The sequence below is a fragment of the Methylobacterium ajmalii genome, from assembly GCF_036448855.1.
Taxonomy (GTDB): Bacteria; Pseudomonadota; Alphaproteobacteria; order Rhizobiales; family Beijerinckiaceae; genus Methylobacterium; species Methylobacterium ajmalii.
Genome location: NZ_JAZFXT010000012.1, coordinates 81,067 through 96,873, shown reverse-complemented (window position 1 = coordinate 96,873; position 15,807 = coordinate 81,067). Strand labels below are relative to the sequence as shown.

At 70.1% G+C, this 15,807-nt stretch carries 15 protein-coding genes; 7 read left to right on the top strand and 8 right to left on the bottom strand.

The window, feature by feature from the left end:
* Nucleotides 1–490 precede the first annotated feature (490 nt).
* The 4 genes from V3T34_RS05545 (at nt 491) to V3T34_RS05530 (ending at nt 3,830) form a co-directional block, all read left to right on the top strand.
* Nucleotides 491–1,189 (top strand): carbonic anhydrase, encoded by a 699-nt coding sequence (locus V3T34_RS05545; protein ID WP_305077561.1) that lies wholly within the window; start codon nt 491–493, stop codon nt 1,187–1,189.
* Nucleotides 1,190–1,279: 90 nt separating this feature from the next.
* Complete coding sequence (locus tag V3T34_RS05540) at nt 1,280–2,695, top strand: MDR family MFS transporter (protein ID WP_091753212.1); 1,416 nt, start codon at nt 1,280–1,282, stop codon at nt 2,693–2,695.
* A 147-nt stretch (nt 2,696–2,842) separates the two neighbouring features.
* Nucleotides 2,843–3,184 (top strand): hypothetical protein, encoded by a 342-nt coding sequence (locus tag V3T34_RS05535; protein ID WP_060848228.1) that lies wholly within the window; start codon nt 2,843–2,845, stop codon nt 3,182–3,184.
* A 22-nt stretch (nt 3,185–3,206) separates the two neighbouring features.
* Entirely contained in the window at nt 3,207–3,830 is a 624-nt protein-coding gene (locus V3T34_RS05530; protein WP_305077560.1) for an LbetaH domain-containing protein, read from the top strand.
* 58 nt (nt 3,831–3,888) lie between these two features.
* Here V3T34_RS05530 and V3T34_RS05525 read toward each other — a convergent pair whose 3' ends face one another.
* The 3 genes from V3T34_RS05525 to V3T34_RS05515 all read right to left on the bottom strand — a co-directional run bounded on the left by V3T34_RS05525 (nt 3,889) and on the right by V3T34_RS05515 (nt 6,929).
* On the bottom strand, nt 3,889–4,296 hold the full coding sequence (locus V3T34_RS05525; protein WP_082742816.1) for a GNAT family N-acetyltransferase: 408 nt from the start codon (nt 4,294–4,296) through the stop codon (nt 3,889–3,891).
* Between the two features lie 53 nt (nt 4,297–4,349).
* Nucleotides 4,350–5,675 carry a 2-oxo acid dehydrogenase subunit E2 gene (locus tag V3T34_RS05520; RefSeq protein ID WP_305077559.1) on the bottom strand — a complete coding sequence of 442 codons (1,326 nt, stop codon included), beginning with the start codon at nt 5,673–5,675 and terminating at the stop codon, nt 4,350–4,352.
* 135 nt (nt 5,676–5,810) lie between these two features.
* Nucleotides 5,811–6,929 (bottom strand): DUF2336 domain-containing protein, encoded by a 1,119-nt coding sequence (locus V3T34_RS05515; RefSeq protein ID WP_091888384.1) that lies wholly within the window; start codon nt 6,927–6,929, stop codon nt 5,811–5,813.
* 285 nt (nt 6,930–7,214) lie between these two features.
* Here V3T34_RS05515 and V3T34_RS05510 point away from each other — a divergent pair, with 285 nt between their 5' ends.
* Together V3T34_RS05510 and V3T34_RS05505 are read left to right on the top strand one after the other, a co-directional pair.
* Entirely contained in the window at nt 7,215–7,457 is a 243-nt protein-coding gene (locus V3T34_RS05510) for a hypothetical protein (protein ID WP_060848225.1), read from the top strand.
* A 76-nt stretch (nt 7,458–7,533) separates the two neighbouring features.
* A complete protein-coding gene (locus tag V3T34_RS05505) occupies nt 7,534–8,313 on the top strand; it encodes a hypothetical protein (protein WP_305077558.1) in 780 nt (259 codons plus the stop codon).
* A gap of 96 nt (nt 8,314–8,409) precedes the next feature.
* Here the strand turns inward: V3T34_RS05505 and V3T34_RS05500 are convergent, their stop codons facing one another.
* Nucleotides 8,410–8,997, bottom strand: coding sequence for a DUF1254 domain-containing protein (locus tag V3T34_RS05500; RefSeq protein WP_060848224.1), 588 nt, complete (start codon nt 8,995–8,997; stop codon nt 8,410–8,412).
* Complete coding sequence (locus V3T34_RS05495; RefSeq protein WP_305077557.1) at nt 8,994–9,731, bottom strand: DUF1214 domain-containing protein; 738 nt, start codon at nt 9,729–9,731, stop codon at nt 8,994–8,996. Before V3T34_RS05495 ends, V3T34_RS05500 begins: the two co-directional genes overlap by 4 nt.
* Nucleotides 9,732–9,914: 183 nt before the next feature.
* Between V3T34_RS05495 and V3T34_RS05490 the strand changes: the two genes are divergently transcribed.
* Entirely contained in the window at nt 9,915–10,511 is a 597-nt protein-coding gene (locus tag V3T34_RS05490) for an acyltransferase (RefSeq protein ID WP_139234989.1), read from the top strand.
* A 217-nt stretch (nt 10,512–10,728) separates the two neighbouring features.
* Here the strand turns inward: V3T34_RS05490 and V3T34_RS05485 are convergent, their stop codons facing one another.
* The 3 genes from V3T34_RS05485 to V3T34_RS05475 all read right to left on the bottom strand — a co-directional run bounded on the left by V3T34_RS05485 (nt 10,729) and on the right by V3T34_RS05475 (nt 15,807).
* A complete protein-coding gene (locus tag V3T34_RS05485) occupies nt 10,729–11,739 on the bottom strand; it encodes an O-fucosyltransferase family protein (RefSeq protein WP_305077556.1) in 1,011 nt (336 codons plus the stop codon).
* A gap of 310 nt (nt 11,740–12,049) precedes the next feature.
* Entirely contained in the window at nt 12,050–13,129 is a 1,080-nt protein-coding gene (locus V3T34_RS05480) for a glycosyltransferase family 61 protein (RefSeq protein ID WP_305077555.1), read from the bottom strand.
* A gap of 464 nt (nt 13,130–13,593) precedes the next feature.
* The gene (locus V3T34_RS05475) at nt 13,594–15,807 is read right to left on the bottom strand and encodes a transglycosylase domain-containing protein (RefSeq protein WP_091888392.1); all 2,214 of its coding nucleotides are present in this window, start codon (nt 15,805–15,807) and stop codon (nt 13,594–13,596) included.

Sequence of the window (15,807 nt, the reverse complement as noted above, 5' to 3'; positions counted from 1 at the left end):
GCCGGCGCCGGTCCGGAGCGCGGGGGCAGGCCCGGAGGCCGTCTCGCGGTGGTGACCATGGGCCTCCTCGATGCTGCCGGTGGTATGGGCCGCGGGGGCCGGAGCGGTCAAGCCGGGGCCGCCGGCCGCGACCGATTCCGCGCGGGCGGACGCCTCGCGGCGCCGTCCCGTCCGATATCGTCCGGCGATCCACCGACCAGTGCGTGCGCCGCCGCACGTCGTCGCCCGGGGCCGGGATTATCTCGCAGGATCAACCCGGGTGCGAGCCCGCACATCCCCGGAACATCGTCTCCGTCATCGTCCTCGTCGTCGGTGAAACAACGACGGATCGCCGGGAAATACAGTCGGTGACTTGCGGATCGTCTCGCTTCCCCGCGCAAGCGGCGGGAGCGGGGTCCGTACGAGCCGGCGGCGAGCCACCATCCCGACGGATCGCGGCGTTGCCCGCATCCTCCCGTTCCCGCACCTCATTCCCGCACAAGGACACCTCGTGGACAGCAGCATCATCCAGGGCATCTCGACCTTCCGCGGCAGCGTGTTTCCGGGCCAGCGGCAGATGTACCGGCGCCTCGTGCGCGACGGGCAGCAGCCGAAGGCCCTGATCATCGCCTGCGCCGATTCCCGGGTCTCGCCCGAGCACATCACCCAGGCCGGGCCCGGCGAGCTGTTCGTCTGCCGCAACGCCGGCAACATCGTGCCGCCCTTCTCGCAGATGAACGGCGGCGTCTCCTCGGCGATCGAGTACGCGGTGGTGGCGCTCGGGGTTCGCGACATCGTGGTCTGCGGCCACTCGGATTGCGGCGCCATGAAGGGGCTGATGCAGCCCGGCGCCCTCGACGCGATGCCGAACGTCGCTGCCTGGCTGCGCCACAGCCACGCCGCCGACCGCATCGTCTGCGAGGCCTACCCGGCCGATCTCGGACCGACCGAGCGCCTGCGGGCGCTCGCCCTCGAGAACGTGGTGGCGCAGCTCGCCCACCTGCGCACCCATCCGAGCGTGGCGGCGGCGCTCGCCAAGGGGCGGCTCGCCCTGCACGGCTGGTTCTTCGAGATCGAGACCGGCGCGCTGCTGGCCTATGACGGGAGCGCCTTCGTGACGCTCGCCGACGACGGCGTGCTGCCGGTGGCCCACGCCCCGGCGCCCCGGCGCGCGGCCGGAGACGGGATGCTCCCGGTGGCGGCCGCGTAACGCCGGGATCGGCCTGCCCCGCACGGATGACGGGGCAGGCCCCGCCGATTCGCGCTTCCGGCGTTCCGGGCGAGCGCTAGATACGGTGCCATGCGCACCGTCCGGATCGTCCCCCTCGTCGTCGCGACGGCCCTGTTCATGGAGAACACGGACTCGACCGTGCTCGCCACGTCGCTGCCGGCGATCGCCGCGGACATGGGCGAGGACCCGATCGCCCTGAAGCTGGCCCTGACCTCCTACCTGGTCAGCCTCGCGATCTTCATCCCGATCAGCGGCTGGGCCGCCGACCGCTACGGCGCCCGCACGGTCTTCCGCTGGGCGCTCGCGGTGTTCATGGCCGGCTCGCTCGCCTGCGCGGCCTCGAACTCGCTCGGCTGGTTCGTCGCCGCCCGCTTCCTGCAGGGCATGGGCGGAGCGATGATGGTGCCGGTGGGGCGCCTCGTGCTCCTGCGCAGCGTGCCCAAGGGCGAGCTGGTCCAGGCGCTCGCGACGCTGACCATCCCGGCGCTGGTCGGCCCGGTGATCGGCCCGCCGCTCGGCGGCTTCATCACCACGGCGCTCCACTGGCGCTGGATCTTCTTCATCAACCTGCCGATCGGGCTCGCCGGCATCCTGCTCGCCACCCGCTACTTCCAGGACGTCAAGGAGGAGGAGCGCCCGCCCCTCGACCTCCTCGGCTTCGTCCTGTCGGGGGCCGGGCTCGCCAGCCTGATGCTCGGGCTCGCCTCCAGCGGGCGCCACCTGCTCCCGGAGGCGGTGTCCTGGGCCTGCACCGGGGCGGGCGTCGTGCTGTGCGGGCTCTACCTCGCCCATAGCCGCCGGGTGGAGCATCCGGTGATCCGCCTCGACCTCCTGCGCTACCCGACCTTCCGGGCGGCGGTGCTCGGCGGCAGCCTGTTTCGCATCGGCACCGGGGCGATCCCGTTCCTGCTGCCGCTGATGCTCCAGCTCGGCTTCGGGCTCGACCCGCTGCATTCGGGCCTCATCACCTTCGCGGCCGCCGCCGGCGCCCTGTTCATGAAGACGATCGCGGCCCGCATCCTGCGCGCCTTCGGCTTCCGGGCGGTGATGACGCTGAACGCGGTGGTCGCCGCCGGCCTCCTCGCCGTCAACGGCTTGTTCACCGCGGGCACGCCGCACGCCCTCATCATCGCGGTGCTCCTCGTCGGCGGCTGCTTCCGCTCGCTGCAATTCACCGCCGTCAACGCCATCGCGTATGCCGACGTCGACCCGCGCGACATGAGCGCGGCGACGAGCCTCGCCAGCGTGGCGCAGCAGCTCTCCCTGAGCATCGGCGTCGCCTTCGGGGCCTTCGTGCTCCAGTCGGCGTCCGAGTGGCACGGCCGCACCGAGATCCGGGCGGAGGATTTCGGGCCCGCCTTCCTGGCCGTGGCGATCCTCTCGGGGCTCTCGGCGCTGTCGTTCCGCCGCCTCGCCCCGGAGGCCGGCGCCGAGGTGTCGGGCCACCGCATCGTCCGGGCGAAGCCGACGGCCGACGCCGCGTAGCAGGCTGAAGGAATCCTGTGCCCAAGCTTCAGCCTCCGTTCAGCCTGGCGGCGCGATAAACGGGACATCGAGCACGCAGGCACCACGGTCATCGGGTTTCATGTGCTCGCGAATGCTTGTTCAACCCTTACGTCATGGGGATCTGCCATGAAGCGCATCGCATCCATCTGCGTGGCTGCGGCCACCCTGGCGAGCGTGACCCTGGTCGGCGCCGCCCCGGCCGAGGCGCGCTGGCGGGCCGGGCCGGCCTTCGCCCTCGGGGCGGTCGGCGGCCTCGCCCTCGGCAGCGCCATCGCGGCCGGCTCGCGCCCGGCCTACGGGTATGGCTACGGCTACGCGCCGGCTCCTGCCTACGGCTATACCCCCGTCTATGGCGGGCCGGCCTACGGCTACGCCCCGGCCTACGGCCCCGAGTGCTACACCGTCCGCCGCCGGATGGTCGACGAGTTCGGCGACGTCTACATCCGCCGCGTCCGCGTCTGCGATTGAGCCCCCGGGGATCGTGACGGCCGTGAACCTGCTCGTCCGTCACATCCCGGCCCTGCCCGCCTCCGCCCTCGCGGATCTCGCTGCCGAGCCGCCCTGGGCGCTCACGGGCGCGGCAGACGACATCGTCCGCCGGCTGCTGGCCCGCCTGGGCGCGGATTTCTCCGTCGCCGACGAGGTGGCGGTGCATGCCAGCACCCGGATCGAGCCCGGCGCGGTGCTCAAGGGCCCGCTCGTCGTCGGGCCGCGCTGCTTCATCGGCCACGGCGCCACCTTGCGGGGCGGCGCCTGGCTGGAGGAGGCCTGTACGATCGGGCCCGGCTCGGAGCTGAAGGCCTCGTTCCTGTTCGCCGGCACGGCGCTCGCCCATTTCAACTTCGTCGGCGAGAGCGTGATCGGCCGGGCCGTCAACCTCGAGGCCGGCGCGGTCATCGCCAACCACCGCAACGAGTGGCCCGGTGCCACGGTGGCCTTCCGGCACGACGGCAGGCTGATCGAGATCGGGCGTGCCAAGTTCGGCGCCCTCGTCGGGAACGGGGCGCGGCTCGGCGCCAACGCCGTCGTGGCCCCGGGCGCGATCCTCGCCCCCGGCACCGTGGTGCCGCGCCTCGGCCTCGTCGATCAGGGCGTGGCGCCGGATCTCAGATGAACTTGTGGACCGGCACCGGCACCGGCTCGCCGATGCCGCGCAAGCGGCGCAGCTCGTATCATCCCTGCCCGCCGAGCCGCGACAACGCCTCCCCGTCCAGCCGGAAGAACATCTTGTCGGGTTTCGGCGCCGCCCCGAGCCCCTCGTAGAACGCGAGCAGCGCCGGCTGCCCGGCATCCGCCGTCCAGTCGACGCGCTTCAACCCGCGCGCCACCGCTTGCGCGGCTACCGCCCGCACCAGGGCGCGGCCGTGGCCGCCGCCGCGGTAGCGGGCGCCGACGAACAGCTCCTTCAGGAAGAGGCCGCCGGCGAGGCCCGGGCCTGGATAGATCGCCGAGAAGGCCGCGAAGCCGGCGAGGGCCCCGCTCTCCTCCGCCACCAGGATCTCGGTGCCGGCCGGGCGCCCGGCGAGCGACGTCTCGATCTCCCCGCGGGGCGGGCAGGGCACGGCGTAGTAGGCCTGCATCTCCTCGAAGAGCCGCGCCAGGGCCGGATGGTCGGCCTCGACGGCCGCCCGGATCACAGGGCGCCCCGGCGCAGGTCGGCGAGCACCGCGGCGAGGTGCGACAGGAAGCGGGCCGCCGCCGCGCCGTCCACCGCCCGGTGGTCCCAGGACAGGCTCAAGGGGAGGATCAGGCGGGGCTGGAAGGTGCTGCCGTCCCAGACCGGCTCGATCCGCGAGCGCGCCGCGCCGAGGATCGCCACCTCGGGCGCGTTGATGATCGGGGTGAAGCCGTCGCCGCCGATGCCGCCGAGCGAGGAGACCGAGAAGCCGCCGCCCTGCATCGCGGCGGGCGGCAGCGTGCCGGACCGGGCCTGCTCGGCGAGTTCCCCCATCTCCTGGGCGATCTCGACGAGGCCCTTGCGGTCGCAGTCGCGCACCACCGGCACCAGGAGGCCCCGCGGCGTGTCGACCGCGAAGCCGACATGGACGGTGTCCTTCAGGATCAGGCCGTCGCCGTCGAGCGCCGCGTTGAAGCGCGGATGGGCCCGCAGCGCCGCGGCGGCCGCCTTGATCAGGATCGCCACCATGGTGACCTTGTGGCTGCCGGGGCGGGCGGCCCCGTTCAGCTCGCGGCGCAGCGCCTCGGTCTCGGTGACGTCGGCGTGGTCGAAATTGGTGACGTGCGGGATCGTCAGCCAGTTGCGGGTCAGCGCCTGGCCGGAGATCTGCTGGATGCGCGATAGGGACTCGCGCCGCACCGGGCCGAACTTGCCGTGGTCGACCTGCGGCCAGGGCGGCAGGCCGGCGCCGATCCCGGAGGCGGGCGCGGCCGGGGCGGCGGTGGGCGCCGGGGCCGCGGGAGCCGGGGCGGCCATCTGGCCGCGCACGAAGGCCAGCACGTCCTCGCGCAGGATGCGCCCCTGGGGGCCCGAGCCGGCGATGCCGGCCAGCTCGACGCCGAGCTCGCGGGCATAGGCACGCACCGACGGGGTGGCGTGGGCCTCGGACGGGACGGGGGATGCGGGCGCGCTACCGGCCGCCGGGGCTGCCGGGGCTGCCGGGGCCTCGGCGGGGGCGGGGGGCTGCGGGGCGGGGGGCTGCGGGGTGGGAGCCTGCGGGGCAGGGGACGATGCGGCGGGGGCGGGCGCTCCCGCCTCGCCGGAGGTGTCGACCATCAGGATCGGCGTGCCCTGCGACACCCGGGTGCCGGGCGCGACCAGGATCTCGGACACGATGCCCGCCACCGGCGAGGGCACCTCCATGGTGGCCTTGTCGGATTCGATGCTGATCAGGAGGTCGTCGACGGCGATCCGGTCCCCGGGCTTGACCAGGATCTCGACCACCGGGACGTCCTTGAAGTCACCGATGTCGGGCAGCGCGACCGGCAGGCTGGCACTCACGAACGTCCTCCGCGACGGTTTCTCGTTCTGTCGCCGCGGCTTCGCCCGTCACGGGCGGCACGGCATCCCGGATGCCGTGCCTAGACCATTTCGCGGCCGAGGTGAAACCGCCGCGCCCCGCGCGCCGAGCCCGGTTCACCGGGTCTTGCGGGTGCGCTCCGGCAGGGCGGGCCGCAGGGCCGGGGCGGCGGTCGCCGCCGGGCGCAGGCGCGGCGAGGCCGGGCCGTGGGCCGGGCGGTGCTGGTCGGGCGTGGCGCTGCGCGCGGTCGGCTCGCCGCCGAGGATCGAGGCGACGAGGTCGCGCGCCGTGGCGGCGTCCATCGAGCGAAACAGCCGGGTCAGGCCGAACACCGCGTCGACCGAGCGGGCGATCGAGGGATCGAGGCGCAGGAAGATGAACACCGCCTCCTCCTCGGCGAGGTCGGCGGCTCGCAGGGCGAGCGCCAGGAGGTCGCGCCGCTCCGGCTCGGTGGCGCGGAAGCACGCCCCCGGCATGCCGAGCGCCTCGCCGAGCGCCGCCTCGAACCGCTCCGGCTCGCCCCGGCCCGCGAAGGCGGTGAGCGCCGCGCCGGCGGCGCGCATCCCGGCCCGGCCCTGCGGCCGCAGGGCGGCGCGGGCAGCGACGCCCTCGCGGATCGCCGTGCGGCGCTCCGGCTCGGCCTGGAGGTAGAGCGGGGCGAGGTCGACCGCCGGCAGGTCGTCGCGGGTGAGCAGCAGGGCGGCGAGATCGGGCCGCCGGCGCGCCCGCTCCACCAGCCGCTCCAGGGCCGGCCCGGCGAGCGGCGCCCCCGGGTTGCCGGCGAGCGAGAGGTCGACCTCCGGGTCGCCGCGCAGGCTCAGGTCCTCGACCAGGGCCCGGCCGAGGTCGGGCCGGCGGGCCAGCACCGCGTCGAGGCCCGGGCCGCTGCCGGCGGCCTCGAGCAGGGCGGTCGTGAGCACCGGGCTCCCGGCCAGCACCGCGTCGCGGGCGCCGCCGCCTTGCGCTGCGAGCAGCGCCAGCACGCTCTGGGGCGTGTCGGGGAGCGGCGCGAGCTTCTGGGCGACGATCTCGGCGGTCGCGGCGTCCACCGTCGGGATCAGCCCGCAGGCCAGGGCCTCGAAGGCCCGGATCGTCGCGACGTCCCGCACCGGTGCGGCCCGGAAGAGGTCCGTCTGCACCCGCAGCAGCACGGGTTTCATGTCGAGACGCCGGTCTCGTGCGAGATCGAGGAGGCCGGACAGGTCCGGCGGAGCGTCGGCGGCGGAGCGAGCCATGGGCGATCGGTTACGCAGGACATGAAAGCGATCCAGAGAATGCGAGGCCGCGCGTAAAGCGACGCTTAAGGCTGCGGGCACGGGTCGGCCCGGTGCCTGGGGACAACGGGGATGACGGCCCGGTTCGCGCATCTCCGCTCACCGATGGTTTACGCCGAAGTCCCGGCGGCCCCTCGGGAATGGCGGCTCGGAAACAGTCCGTTAACCATGCCCGTGCTTTGGTCGATCCGTGAAGCCGCGACGGGCGGCGGTCCCGGAGGGACGTGGAGAGGCGGGAGAGCGCGCATGATCGGCCACCAGCGACGTCCCTCGGCGGACATCATCCCGTTCCGGGCCGGCGGCCCGCGCCGGGCGGGCGGCACGACCCGGGCGGGTGGCGCGGGCGAGGCCGCGTCCGGCCCGGTCGATCACCCTGCGGCGGACCCGGTCCGCGGCACGATTCTGCTGTTCACGGGAGTGCGCTATGAGAGGCTGCCCGATCCCGCCGAGACCGATCTGCCCGCCCCCGAGCGGCGCTGCACGCGCTGAGCCGAGGCTCCGGGTCATGGCTCCCCATGTCACGGTTCGCCGGGCCATTGCTTCCCGGGCCGTTGCTTCCCGGGCGATGTCCGCGCGCGGTCTCGTCGTCGTCGGCGTGCTGCTCGCCGCCCCCCTGGTGGCGTCCTGCGTCCAGCAGGGCGATTTCGGCCGCCCGGCGCCCACCGCCTGGAATAGCCTGATCGACGCCGCCGGCACGCTCGCCGCGCGCGAGCGGGGCGAGGCGGCCTCGCTGTTTCCCTTCACGGAGGACGAGCGGGCGCTGCGCGACCGGGCCTGGCGCTTCCTGATGCCGGCGCGCGAGCGCAGCCTGTTCGAAGCCGCCCTCGACAACCTCACCCGTGCCCGGGTGCTGCCGGTCGGCTGGCGCCTGTCGGACCCCGCCGCCTATTACGAGGCGATCACTGCCGGACCGTATCGCTCGGCGATATCGCGCTACCGGCGCCTTTCGGACGACATGGTGGCGGACGGCCGCCTCGTGCCGGCCTTCGCCGAGACCGCGTCCCGGGTGGTGCGGGCGGACCTGACGCGGCTCCAGAGCCTGCCCTTCATCACCACCCTCGACGACCGCGACGTGCGCAGCGCCGCGATGCGGGTGGCCGAGAACCGCTGCCTCATCGCATGGGTGCGGCTGGAGACGGGCGCCCGGGCGGCGTCCTACCGCTACGCCCTCGAGCACCTGCTGGTCGCGGCCCCCGAGGAGGAGGCGGTGGCCGGCGAGCGCGCCCTGGCGTTCCTCGACTCGCGCCGCAGCCTCCTCGACCCGCTGCTGCCGCCGGATGCCGAGGCGCGCTGCGGCCTCGTCCCGCCGGAGCCCGGCCCTGCGGTGCTGGTGCGCAAGGGATAGGTCCGCCGCGCCTTCGAACGGATGCGTGCGACGGCGCCGGGACCAGCCCGAACGGGCATCGACGTGTCGATGCCCGAGGACGACGAGGCCTGCGGCCTACTCGTCCGGCCCGTCGATGGTGCAGGACACCGAGCGGGCGGCTTCGTTGGCGAGCGCCTGCTGGCTCGGCAGGGCGGCCAGCACCCGGATGCTGACGAAGCCCTCCCGGCTCGGGGCGACGATCCGCATGTCGCGGTTGCGCTCGTCCTCGTCGGCGCTCGCCAGCGCCTCGTCGTACTGGCGCTTGGTCATGATCACCAGCTCGACGGTGCCGCGCAGGGCCGCCTGGTCGGTGATGGCGTAATAGGCGCCGTTGCGGCCGTGCAGCGCGATCGTCTCGAGGAGCGGGCCGGTTTCGGCGGTGATCCGCACCGGTCCGTCGTCGAGGTCGTAGGCGCAGACGCCGACCGCCACTGCCGGGTCCTGCCGCGGCAGCCAGCCCGCCGCCGGCGCGCCCTCGGCCTTGCCGCCGGTCTCGACGGCGTGGACCAGCACCGAGGTGTCGTTGGCGAGCGTGGCGCGGGCCTGGCTCAGCGCGTCCCCGGTGGCGAGGTAGGGGATCGCCAGCACCGCCGCGACGTGGACGAGCCCTGCCAGCACGAGGCCGCACAGGGTGGCGAGGATGAAGCGGCCGAGCGGCGTCACGGGCAATCCTCCCGGGTGATCGAGGGCACGCCCTCGCGTTCGAGCACGCCGGTGCTCGCCGCCACCGGCGTGTCGTAGAGGCGCAGGACCAGCCGGATCGAGCCCTCGCCCGCCGGCATCGGCAGCCAGTTGCCGGGCTGCACGACCGGGCCCAGGGTCACGGCGAACCGGCCGTCGCGGTCGCGCAGCACCTCCGTGGAGGTGAACCCGGTGCGTGGCGCTCCCGCGTCCCCCGCTCCCTCGGTCTTCGACCCCTCGGTCTTCGCCGCATCCGTCGCCGCATCGGCTCTGGCCCGGCCGCGCCGCTCCACCGTCAGGGTCCAGGCCCGGGAAGGCGGGGTGGCCCCGGCGATGCGGTAGCGGCAGGACGGATCGAGCCGGCGCCCGGAATCGTCGGTGAGCGCGGTGAGCAGCAGGCCCTCGCCGAGCGCCAGCGGCACCTCGCCGGTGCGGGCATGGATCGCCCGCACGTAGGGGTCGGCGTCGCGCGCGCCGATCTTCGGCCAGGCGGTCCAGGCGTTGAGCGTGACGCCCCCGAACGGGTAGCGCCCCCGCGTCGCCCAGTTGGCGGTGGCGAGGCCTAAGCCCGCGCCGAGGGCCAGCGCGTAGAGCACCAGTCCGACGGTCCCGAGCCGGCGCAGCCGCACGGCGCCCCGCAGGAGGCGGGCAGGAAGTCGGCGGCCGGAGGACGCGGCGCGCCCGGAATCCGGGAGGGCGATTTTCTCGGTCAGCATCGTGGGCCGTATCTAGCCCAGGTCGGGCCGGGGCCGAACGGGTTTTTGGGCCGGCCCTCCGGATTGTGGCCATGGCCCACGACCGGATGATCGACGGGTGGGCCGGGCGTCACCGGAGCGGCATCGACACCCGGGTGCGAAACCCGCTACATCGCAACCCTGCGCCCATCAAAGGACCTCTCGATGCCGGTAAGAATCTTCGAAGAGCATGCGGGACAGAACCAAATCGACCTATCGGAACAAATGCTTGAGACTGGGAATGGATTGATAGAAATACTTGGATACGGAAATACGATATATATAGGAAATCCGATCGCTTGCGCACATATTCATTTAAAGATTCATGGAAATAATCACGTTTACATCGGCGAGCAGTGTGTATTGAACGGAGTCAATATTCAGCTGATCGCCCCGGGCTCGCTGCGCATCGGCGCACGAACCGGTTTCAACGGCCATTCCCACATCCACATGCACGAGAGTGCGAAAATCGAAATCGGCGAGAATTGCTTGATCGCCGAAGGCACGAATTTCTCGACGTCGCACGTTCACAAGATCATCGACGTTGCGACCGGTGAGCGTCTGAACCCGCCCGGCGACGTGATCATGGAGGATCACGTCTGGAGCGCCGGCAGCGTCTCACTGTGGGGCGGCGCCCATATCCGCCGGGACAGCGTCGTGGGGAAAGGGTCCTTCGTCTCGAAGCAGAGCTTCCCTCCCAACAGCCTCATCATCGGCGCACCGGCCAGGGTGGTCCGCGAGGGCGTCACGTGGGAACAATGACGATCCGCGGTGGAGCCGAGGCTCCCGTGTGAGGCTTTCGGCCGGTGGGGGCGGCGTCCCGCCCTCGTCGGAGTTTCGTGGGCGCCCGGTGGCCCGAGCGAGCGATCCCGATTCCGTCCCGGCCGGCGCCCGGACATCGGCACGTCACCCTTCGCGGGGCACCAAGAGCGGAGCGAACTCGGCGGCAGTGGTAAGCCAAGGCTCGCCGGGTGCGCGCTCATCCTGCGAGGACGGCGCTCGGGGTGTCTCGTGTACCGAGATCGCGACGACGACCCAAAGTCCCGCCCGGCGCATTGTAGATGTAGTCCGAAGCGGATTTGTTGAAGTTGGCGCAGTATCGTTCGAAAGACAAGGTGTTCGAGAATGTGCTGCGCGAATTGCCGACGTACGTTTTCGCCATTTTCGCGATTTCAAAATCGACGATCGAGGAATTCAGCTGATTCATCGCCGAGAGTCTGGCTTGATCCCCCACGTCCGATTTGAAAAATATATCGATGCCGCTCGCCATTTTGACGTTTTGTCTAATCGTTTCTTTTGGTTGCCTCAAGTAGCGCTCATCGCAGGTGACGTACAGGCTGGGCTGGCCCATATCGACGCTGGCTTGTATTTTCTTGGAAATATCTTCGGGGTCTAGATAAATATCTTCCGGCTCTTTCAAGGTATGAGATAGGTGATTTACACAAAATACGTGCCAATCCTCTTCAATTCTAAATTGTGCAACTGTATTGATATTTCTATCGATATATATCGCTTTGCAAATCTCGATGAAAGACCTGTCGAATTTTACCTTGGGCACCAGCGACCTGAAGAAGTCGGACGACAGATCCTCGAATATCGTTTCCCGACGGTGGGTGCAGAGATCGGCGAGATGGCAGGACGCCTCGCCGAAATAGGTCCATCCGCCACGCGCGATCCGTTCCTGATCGAAGAAGAGAGGCCGACCAACGATCTCGATGTTCCAGCGTCGGGCAAAATCGCGAAAAACGTCTTCGAAAAAGACATCGCCGAATGGGACGCGCGCCGACCGCGTCTCGTCATGATGTTTGCTGTAGAGGTCCGGCAGGAACATCCTGCGTTTACGCGGCTCAGTTTGTTTGTCGACCGCGAGCACGAGGCCGAGCAGGGTCAATTTCTGATTGCTCAATCCTCCGTCGTTGTAGTCGTATCCAAAAGCTGCGGGTCTCAACTGTCGCTCTGCGCGGAGCATCAGGGGGCGTATGTCGGGCATGAGTCACTCGTGGATGATGGGCATGGACCTGGTCCCGAGGGAACGATGACCGCGACAGCGATGGACGTCCATGGTTGGCGAGCTCGGTACCGATGCGCGCGCCGCCCCATGTCGGTGGGCGGCGCACCGGCCTGGTTCGGTGGCGGCGATGGCGACCGGGCGGAGCCGACCGCTCCGAAGACTCCCTTTGCGGGCCGCGCTGGACCATCGTTCGACGAGCGGGTGCCCACTCTGCCCGACACGGCGCCGGGTCTTCGATCTGGCCGCGTCCGCTGTCGACGAACCGAAATCCACTTCGCCGGACAAGGCTCTACGCGGACACGATCCTCGCGAGCCTGTCCGGATCGATCTGGATCGAACGGTCCCAGGGCAGGCTGCCGGTTTGGGGTCCGACTTCCGTGCAGCGGATTTCCCGATAATCGAGGCGCCGCGCCTGGGCGATCATCCAGAACAGCACCTCGGATGCGGTGTTCGGCATGAAACAGAAGATCGCTGTTCCAGGATTGCAGAAGGCGATGTTCGTGAGGGCTGCCCCCATCACGCCGACGATGCGGTCCGCGCCTTTGAACATCTTGATCTGGGACTGAAAGTCGAGAGCGCCGGAGAATTTTTCGTTGTATCCCAGCTCGATCAGCTTGCGCGCGGCGACATTTTCTTCATGGAAATTGCGCGACGAATTGGCCCCGCGACTCGCATAGATCTTTTTGTCCGCATCAGCTTGAATATTCGCTGATATTTCGTCGAGGCATTGAAAAACAAACGGAGATAAATAGTACGAGTGTTGCGTCAGGCCGTCGACGAAGATCAGTTGTTTGACGAAGATCGGCTCTTCGCCTGTCAGGACGATCTTGTCGTCGGGCACGCCGATGGCGTTCAGGGCCTGCGACGCGGTTCGAACGAGATCCGCCGAAGCACGATGGATCAGGACCGGCCAGTCGTCCACCCGAAGGTGCCTGCGGGCCACCCACGCTCGGGGGAGCATCTCGAGAATGAAATGCCCGTAATTGGTCGCTCCCCGGCTCTTCCCCAGAATGCACCGATCGATCGACGCCCCGTCGCCGGACAGAGCGAACGATCTGACTTTCTCAAGTCCTTCGTTGACTTCGCCGTCGTTATGATATGTCCGCGTTTCCGGAATCAGATTGAAATCGCGATCGAAGACGAGGCCTTCCTTCGCAACGAAAACATCGAAAAATTGTAGAATCCTGACTTTCCGACCTTCATGAACCGAGCGCCGCCACAGGAATTCGAGCGTCCCCTTCACGTTTCCTGGAATCGCTTCGAGTTCAAGCAGGTTCGGATAAGCATAATACGAGTTCGCGCAGCTCATCTCGAAAACGCAGGTGTCGGCGTCGTTATGAGTTTGTCTGATGAGCGAAGGTTGGGACATTAGCTTACCAAGAATTCAAATTCTAGATCGCAATAACTTTGGTGGATTTCGATGTCAATGGTGCGGTCCGGCGCCTTCGGACCCGCGGTTAGATGTGTCCCTGCGGCCAGCGCCGGCCGGTCGAAGGCGGGGATGTCGGCGCGAGGGTTCGCCGACGGCGCCGTCGTGTCGATCCGCCCGGCCGATGCCCTCGTCCATCGCCGCAGGCCCGTGCGGTCGCCGCCGGCACCATCCTGCGAGCGCTCAGGACGGCGTTGCGGGATGACGCGGTGAAACGAGAGCGACCCGGACGTCGCCGGGCCACCGCACATCCCGGACTGGAACGGAACCCGGGAGGTGCCGCTCGGAGGAGCGAGCGACGCCGCGCTTCTCCCTCTGCGGCATCGATGGGTTCGGCGGGATCGATGCGGTCTCATCCGAAAGGCGGCGTCGCGCCGGCCCGGCCGAAGCGGTCCGCCCATCCCTCACGGCACCCCGACCTGCCCTCCCACCGCGTTGAACGCCGCCCGCCCCGGCGGCGGGCTCTCGACCGAGCGGAAGAGCTGGCCGAGCCCGCCCAAGACCTCGAAGGAGCGCCGCGAGAGGGCGCCTGCCGGGGCGCCGGGGGGCGGGGTGGTCGGGGCGGGGCCTTGCGCTGCGCGGGCGGCCGCCTTGTCGGATTCGAAGCCCGGCAGGGCCTTCAGCTCGATGCCCTGGTGGGCCGGGGCCATCACCTCGTGGAAGGTCATCGCCGGCAGCGAGCCGCCGGTCATGTTCTTGGTCGAGGAATGGTCGTCGTTACCGTACCAGACCGCGGTGACGAGGTTGCCGGTATAGCCGACGAACCAAGCGTCGCGGTAGGCGTTGGTGGTGCCGGACTTGCCGGCGGTGCGCACGCCCTCGATCGCGGCCTTGCGGCCGGTGCCCTCGTCGACGACCTTGTTGAGCATGAAGTTCATGTCGGCGACGACGCGCGTCGACAGCACCTGCTCGGGGGCCGGCTCGCTGGTGTCGTGGCGGTAGATCACCTCGCCGGCGCCGGTGCGGATCTCGGTCGCCGCGTAGGGCTTGGCGCGCCTGCCGCCGTTGGCGAAGACCGAGTAGCCCGCCGCCTGGTCGATCACCGTCACCTCGGCCGAGCCGATCGGCAGCGAGACCGAATCGACGAGGTTCGAGGTGATGCCCATCTTGTGGGACAACTCGATGATCTTGGCCCGGCCGAGCTTGGCCGCGCGGGCGTCGTGGGTCTCGCCGAGCTGCTTGCCCATGGCGATCGAGAACTGCACCGGGATGGTGTTGATCGATTTCGCCACCGCGACCCAGAGCGGCACCGTGCCGGCGAACGAGCGGCCATAGTTCGCCGGGCACCAGTTGCCGATGCAGACCGGCCGGTCGACCACCTTGCTCTCGGGCCGCCACTGCCCGGTGGCGAGCGCCGCGGCGTAGACGTAGGGCTTGTACGACGAGCCGGGTTGGCGCAGCGCGTCGGTGGCGCGGTTGAACTGGCTCTGGCCGTAATCGGCCCCGCCGACCATCGCCCGCACCGCCCCGTCCGGATCCATGGTGACCAGCGCCGCCTGCTCGACGTCGAAGGCGTCGCCGAACTGGCGCAGCACGTTCTCGACCGCCTGGTCGGCCCGCTTCTGGATCGCGAGGTCGAGCGGGGTCTTCACGACCAGCACCCGCTCCTTCTTGAGCTTGCCCTCGTCGACGAGCTTCTTGATCTCGTTGAAGGCCCAGTCGAGGTAGTAGTCGGCGCTGATGTCGCGTGAGCGCGTCACCGGCGTCGCCGGGTTGCGCAGGGCCGACTGGATCTGGCCCTCGGTCAGGTAGCCGGCCTCGACCATGTTGTGCAGCACGTCCGCCGCGCGGGCGCGCGCCGCCGGCAGGTTCACGTGCGGGGCGTACTTCGTCGGCGCCTTGAACAGGCCGGCCAGCATGGCGGCCTCCGGCAGGGTGATGTCCTTGAGGTTCTTGCCGAAATAGTAGTCGGCCGCGGCCGCCGCCCCGAAGGTGCCGCCGCCCATGTAGGCCCGGTCGAGATAAAGCTTCAGGATCTCGTTCTTGGTCAGGTGGCATTCGAGCCAGAGCGCCAGGAACGCCTCGTTGACCTTGCGCTCGAGCGAGCGCTCGTTCGACAGGAACAGGTTCTTGGCGAGCTGCTGGGTCAGCGAAGAGCCGCCCTGGACGTGGCCGCCGCCGCGCGCGTTCACGGTGACGGCGCGCAGGGTCCCGATCGGGTCGATGCCCCAGTGCTCGTAGAAGCGCCGGTCCTCGGTCGATATCAGCGCCTTGACCAGGATGTCGGGAAACTCGTCGACGCGCAGCGAATCGTCGTGCTTGATGCCGCGCCGCCCGACCTCGGTGCCGTAGCGGTCGAGGAAGGTCACGGCGAGGTCCGGCGCCTTGAGCCAGTTCTCGCTGGTCTGGTTGAAGGCCGACTGGGCGAGCGTCAGCATCACCACGCCGCCGGCGAGCCCGAGGGTCACGCCCTCGCTGGCGAGGTCGAGGACGAGGCGCTTGACGCCGGTGACCCGGAAGCGCCGCTGGATCTTCTCGGCATAGCGGCCGTAGCCCTCGCCGAACGAGCGGCTGCCGCTGAACAGCGCGTCGTTCAGCCAGGCGTCGAAGCCGAGCGCCCCGCGGGACAGGCGGGTCCGGAGCTGGGTCAGCCGGTTGGTGGGCCGGTTCTCGGGCAC

Coding starts and splice junctions, on each gene's coding strand:
- V3T34_RS05525 (WP_082742816.1), bottom strand. CDS start 4,296: ATGCAGGCCTACTACGCCGTGCCCTGCCCGCCCCGCGGGGAGATCGAG.
- V3T34_RS05515 (WP_091888384.1), bottom strand. CDS start 6,929: ATGGCTCGCTCCGCCGCCGACGCTCCGCCGGACCTGTCCGGCCTCCTC.
- V3T34_RS05535 (WP_060848228.1), top strand. CDS start 2,843: ATGAAGCGCATCGCATCCATCTGCGTGGCTGCGGCCACCCTGGCGAGC.
- V3T34_RS05505 (WP_305077558.1), top strand. CDS start 7,534: ATGTCCGCGCGCGGTCTCGTCGTCGTCGGCGTGCTGCTCGCCGCCCCC.
- V3T34_RS05490 (WP_139234989.1), top strand. CDS start 9,915: ATGCCGGTAAGAATCTTCGAAGAGCATGCGGGACAGAACCAAATCGAC.
- V3T34_RS05540 (WP_091753212.1), top strand. CDS start 1,280: ATGCGCACCGTCCGGATCGTCCCCCTCGTCGTCGCGACGGCCCTGTTC.
- V3T34_RS05480 (WP_305077555.1), bottom strand. CDS start 13,129: ATGTCCCAACCTTCGCTCATCAGACAAACTCATAACGACGCCGACACC.
- V3T34_RS05485 (WP_305077556.1), bottom strand. CDS start 11,739: ATGCCCGACATACGCCCCCTGATGCTCCGCGCAGAGCGACAGTTGAGA.
- V3T34_RS05510 (WP_060848225.1), top strand. CDS start 7,215: ATGATCGGCCACCAGCGACGTCCCTCGGCGGACATCATCCCGTTCCGG.
- V3T34_RS05495 (WP_305077557.1), bottom strand. CDS start 9,731: ATGCTGACCGAGAAAATCGCCCTCCCGGATTCCGGGCGCGCCGCGTCC.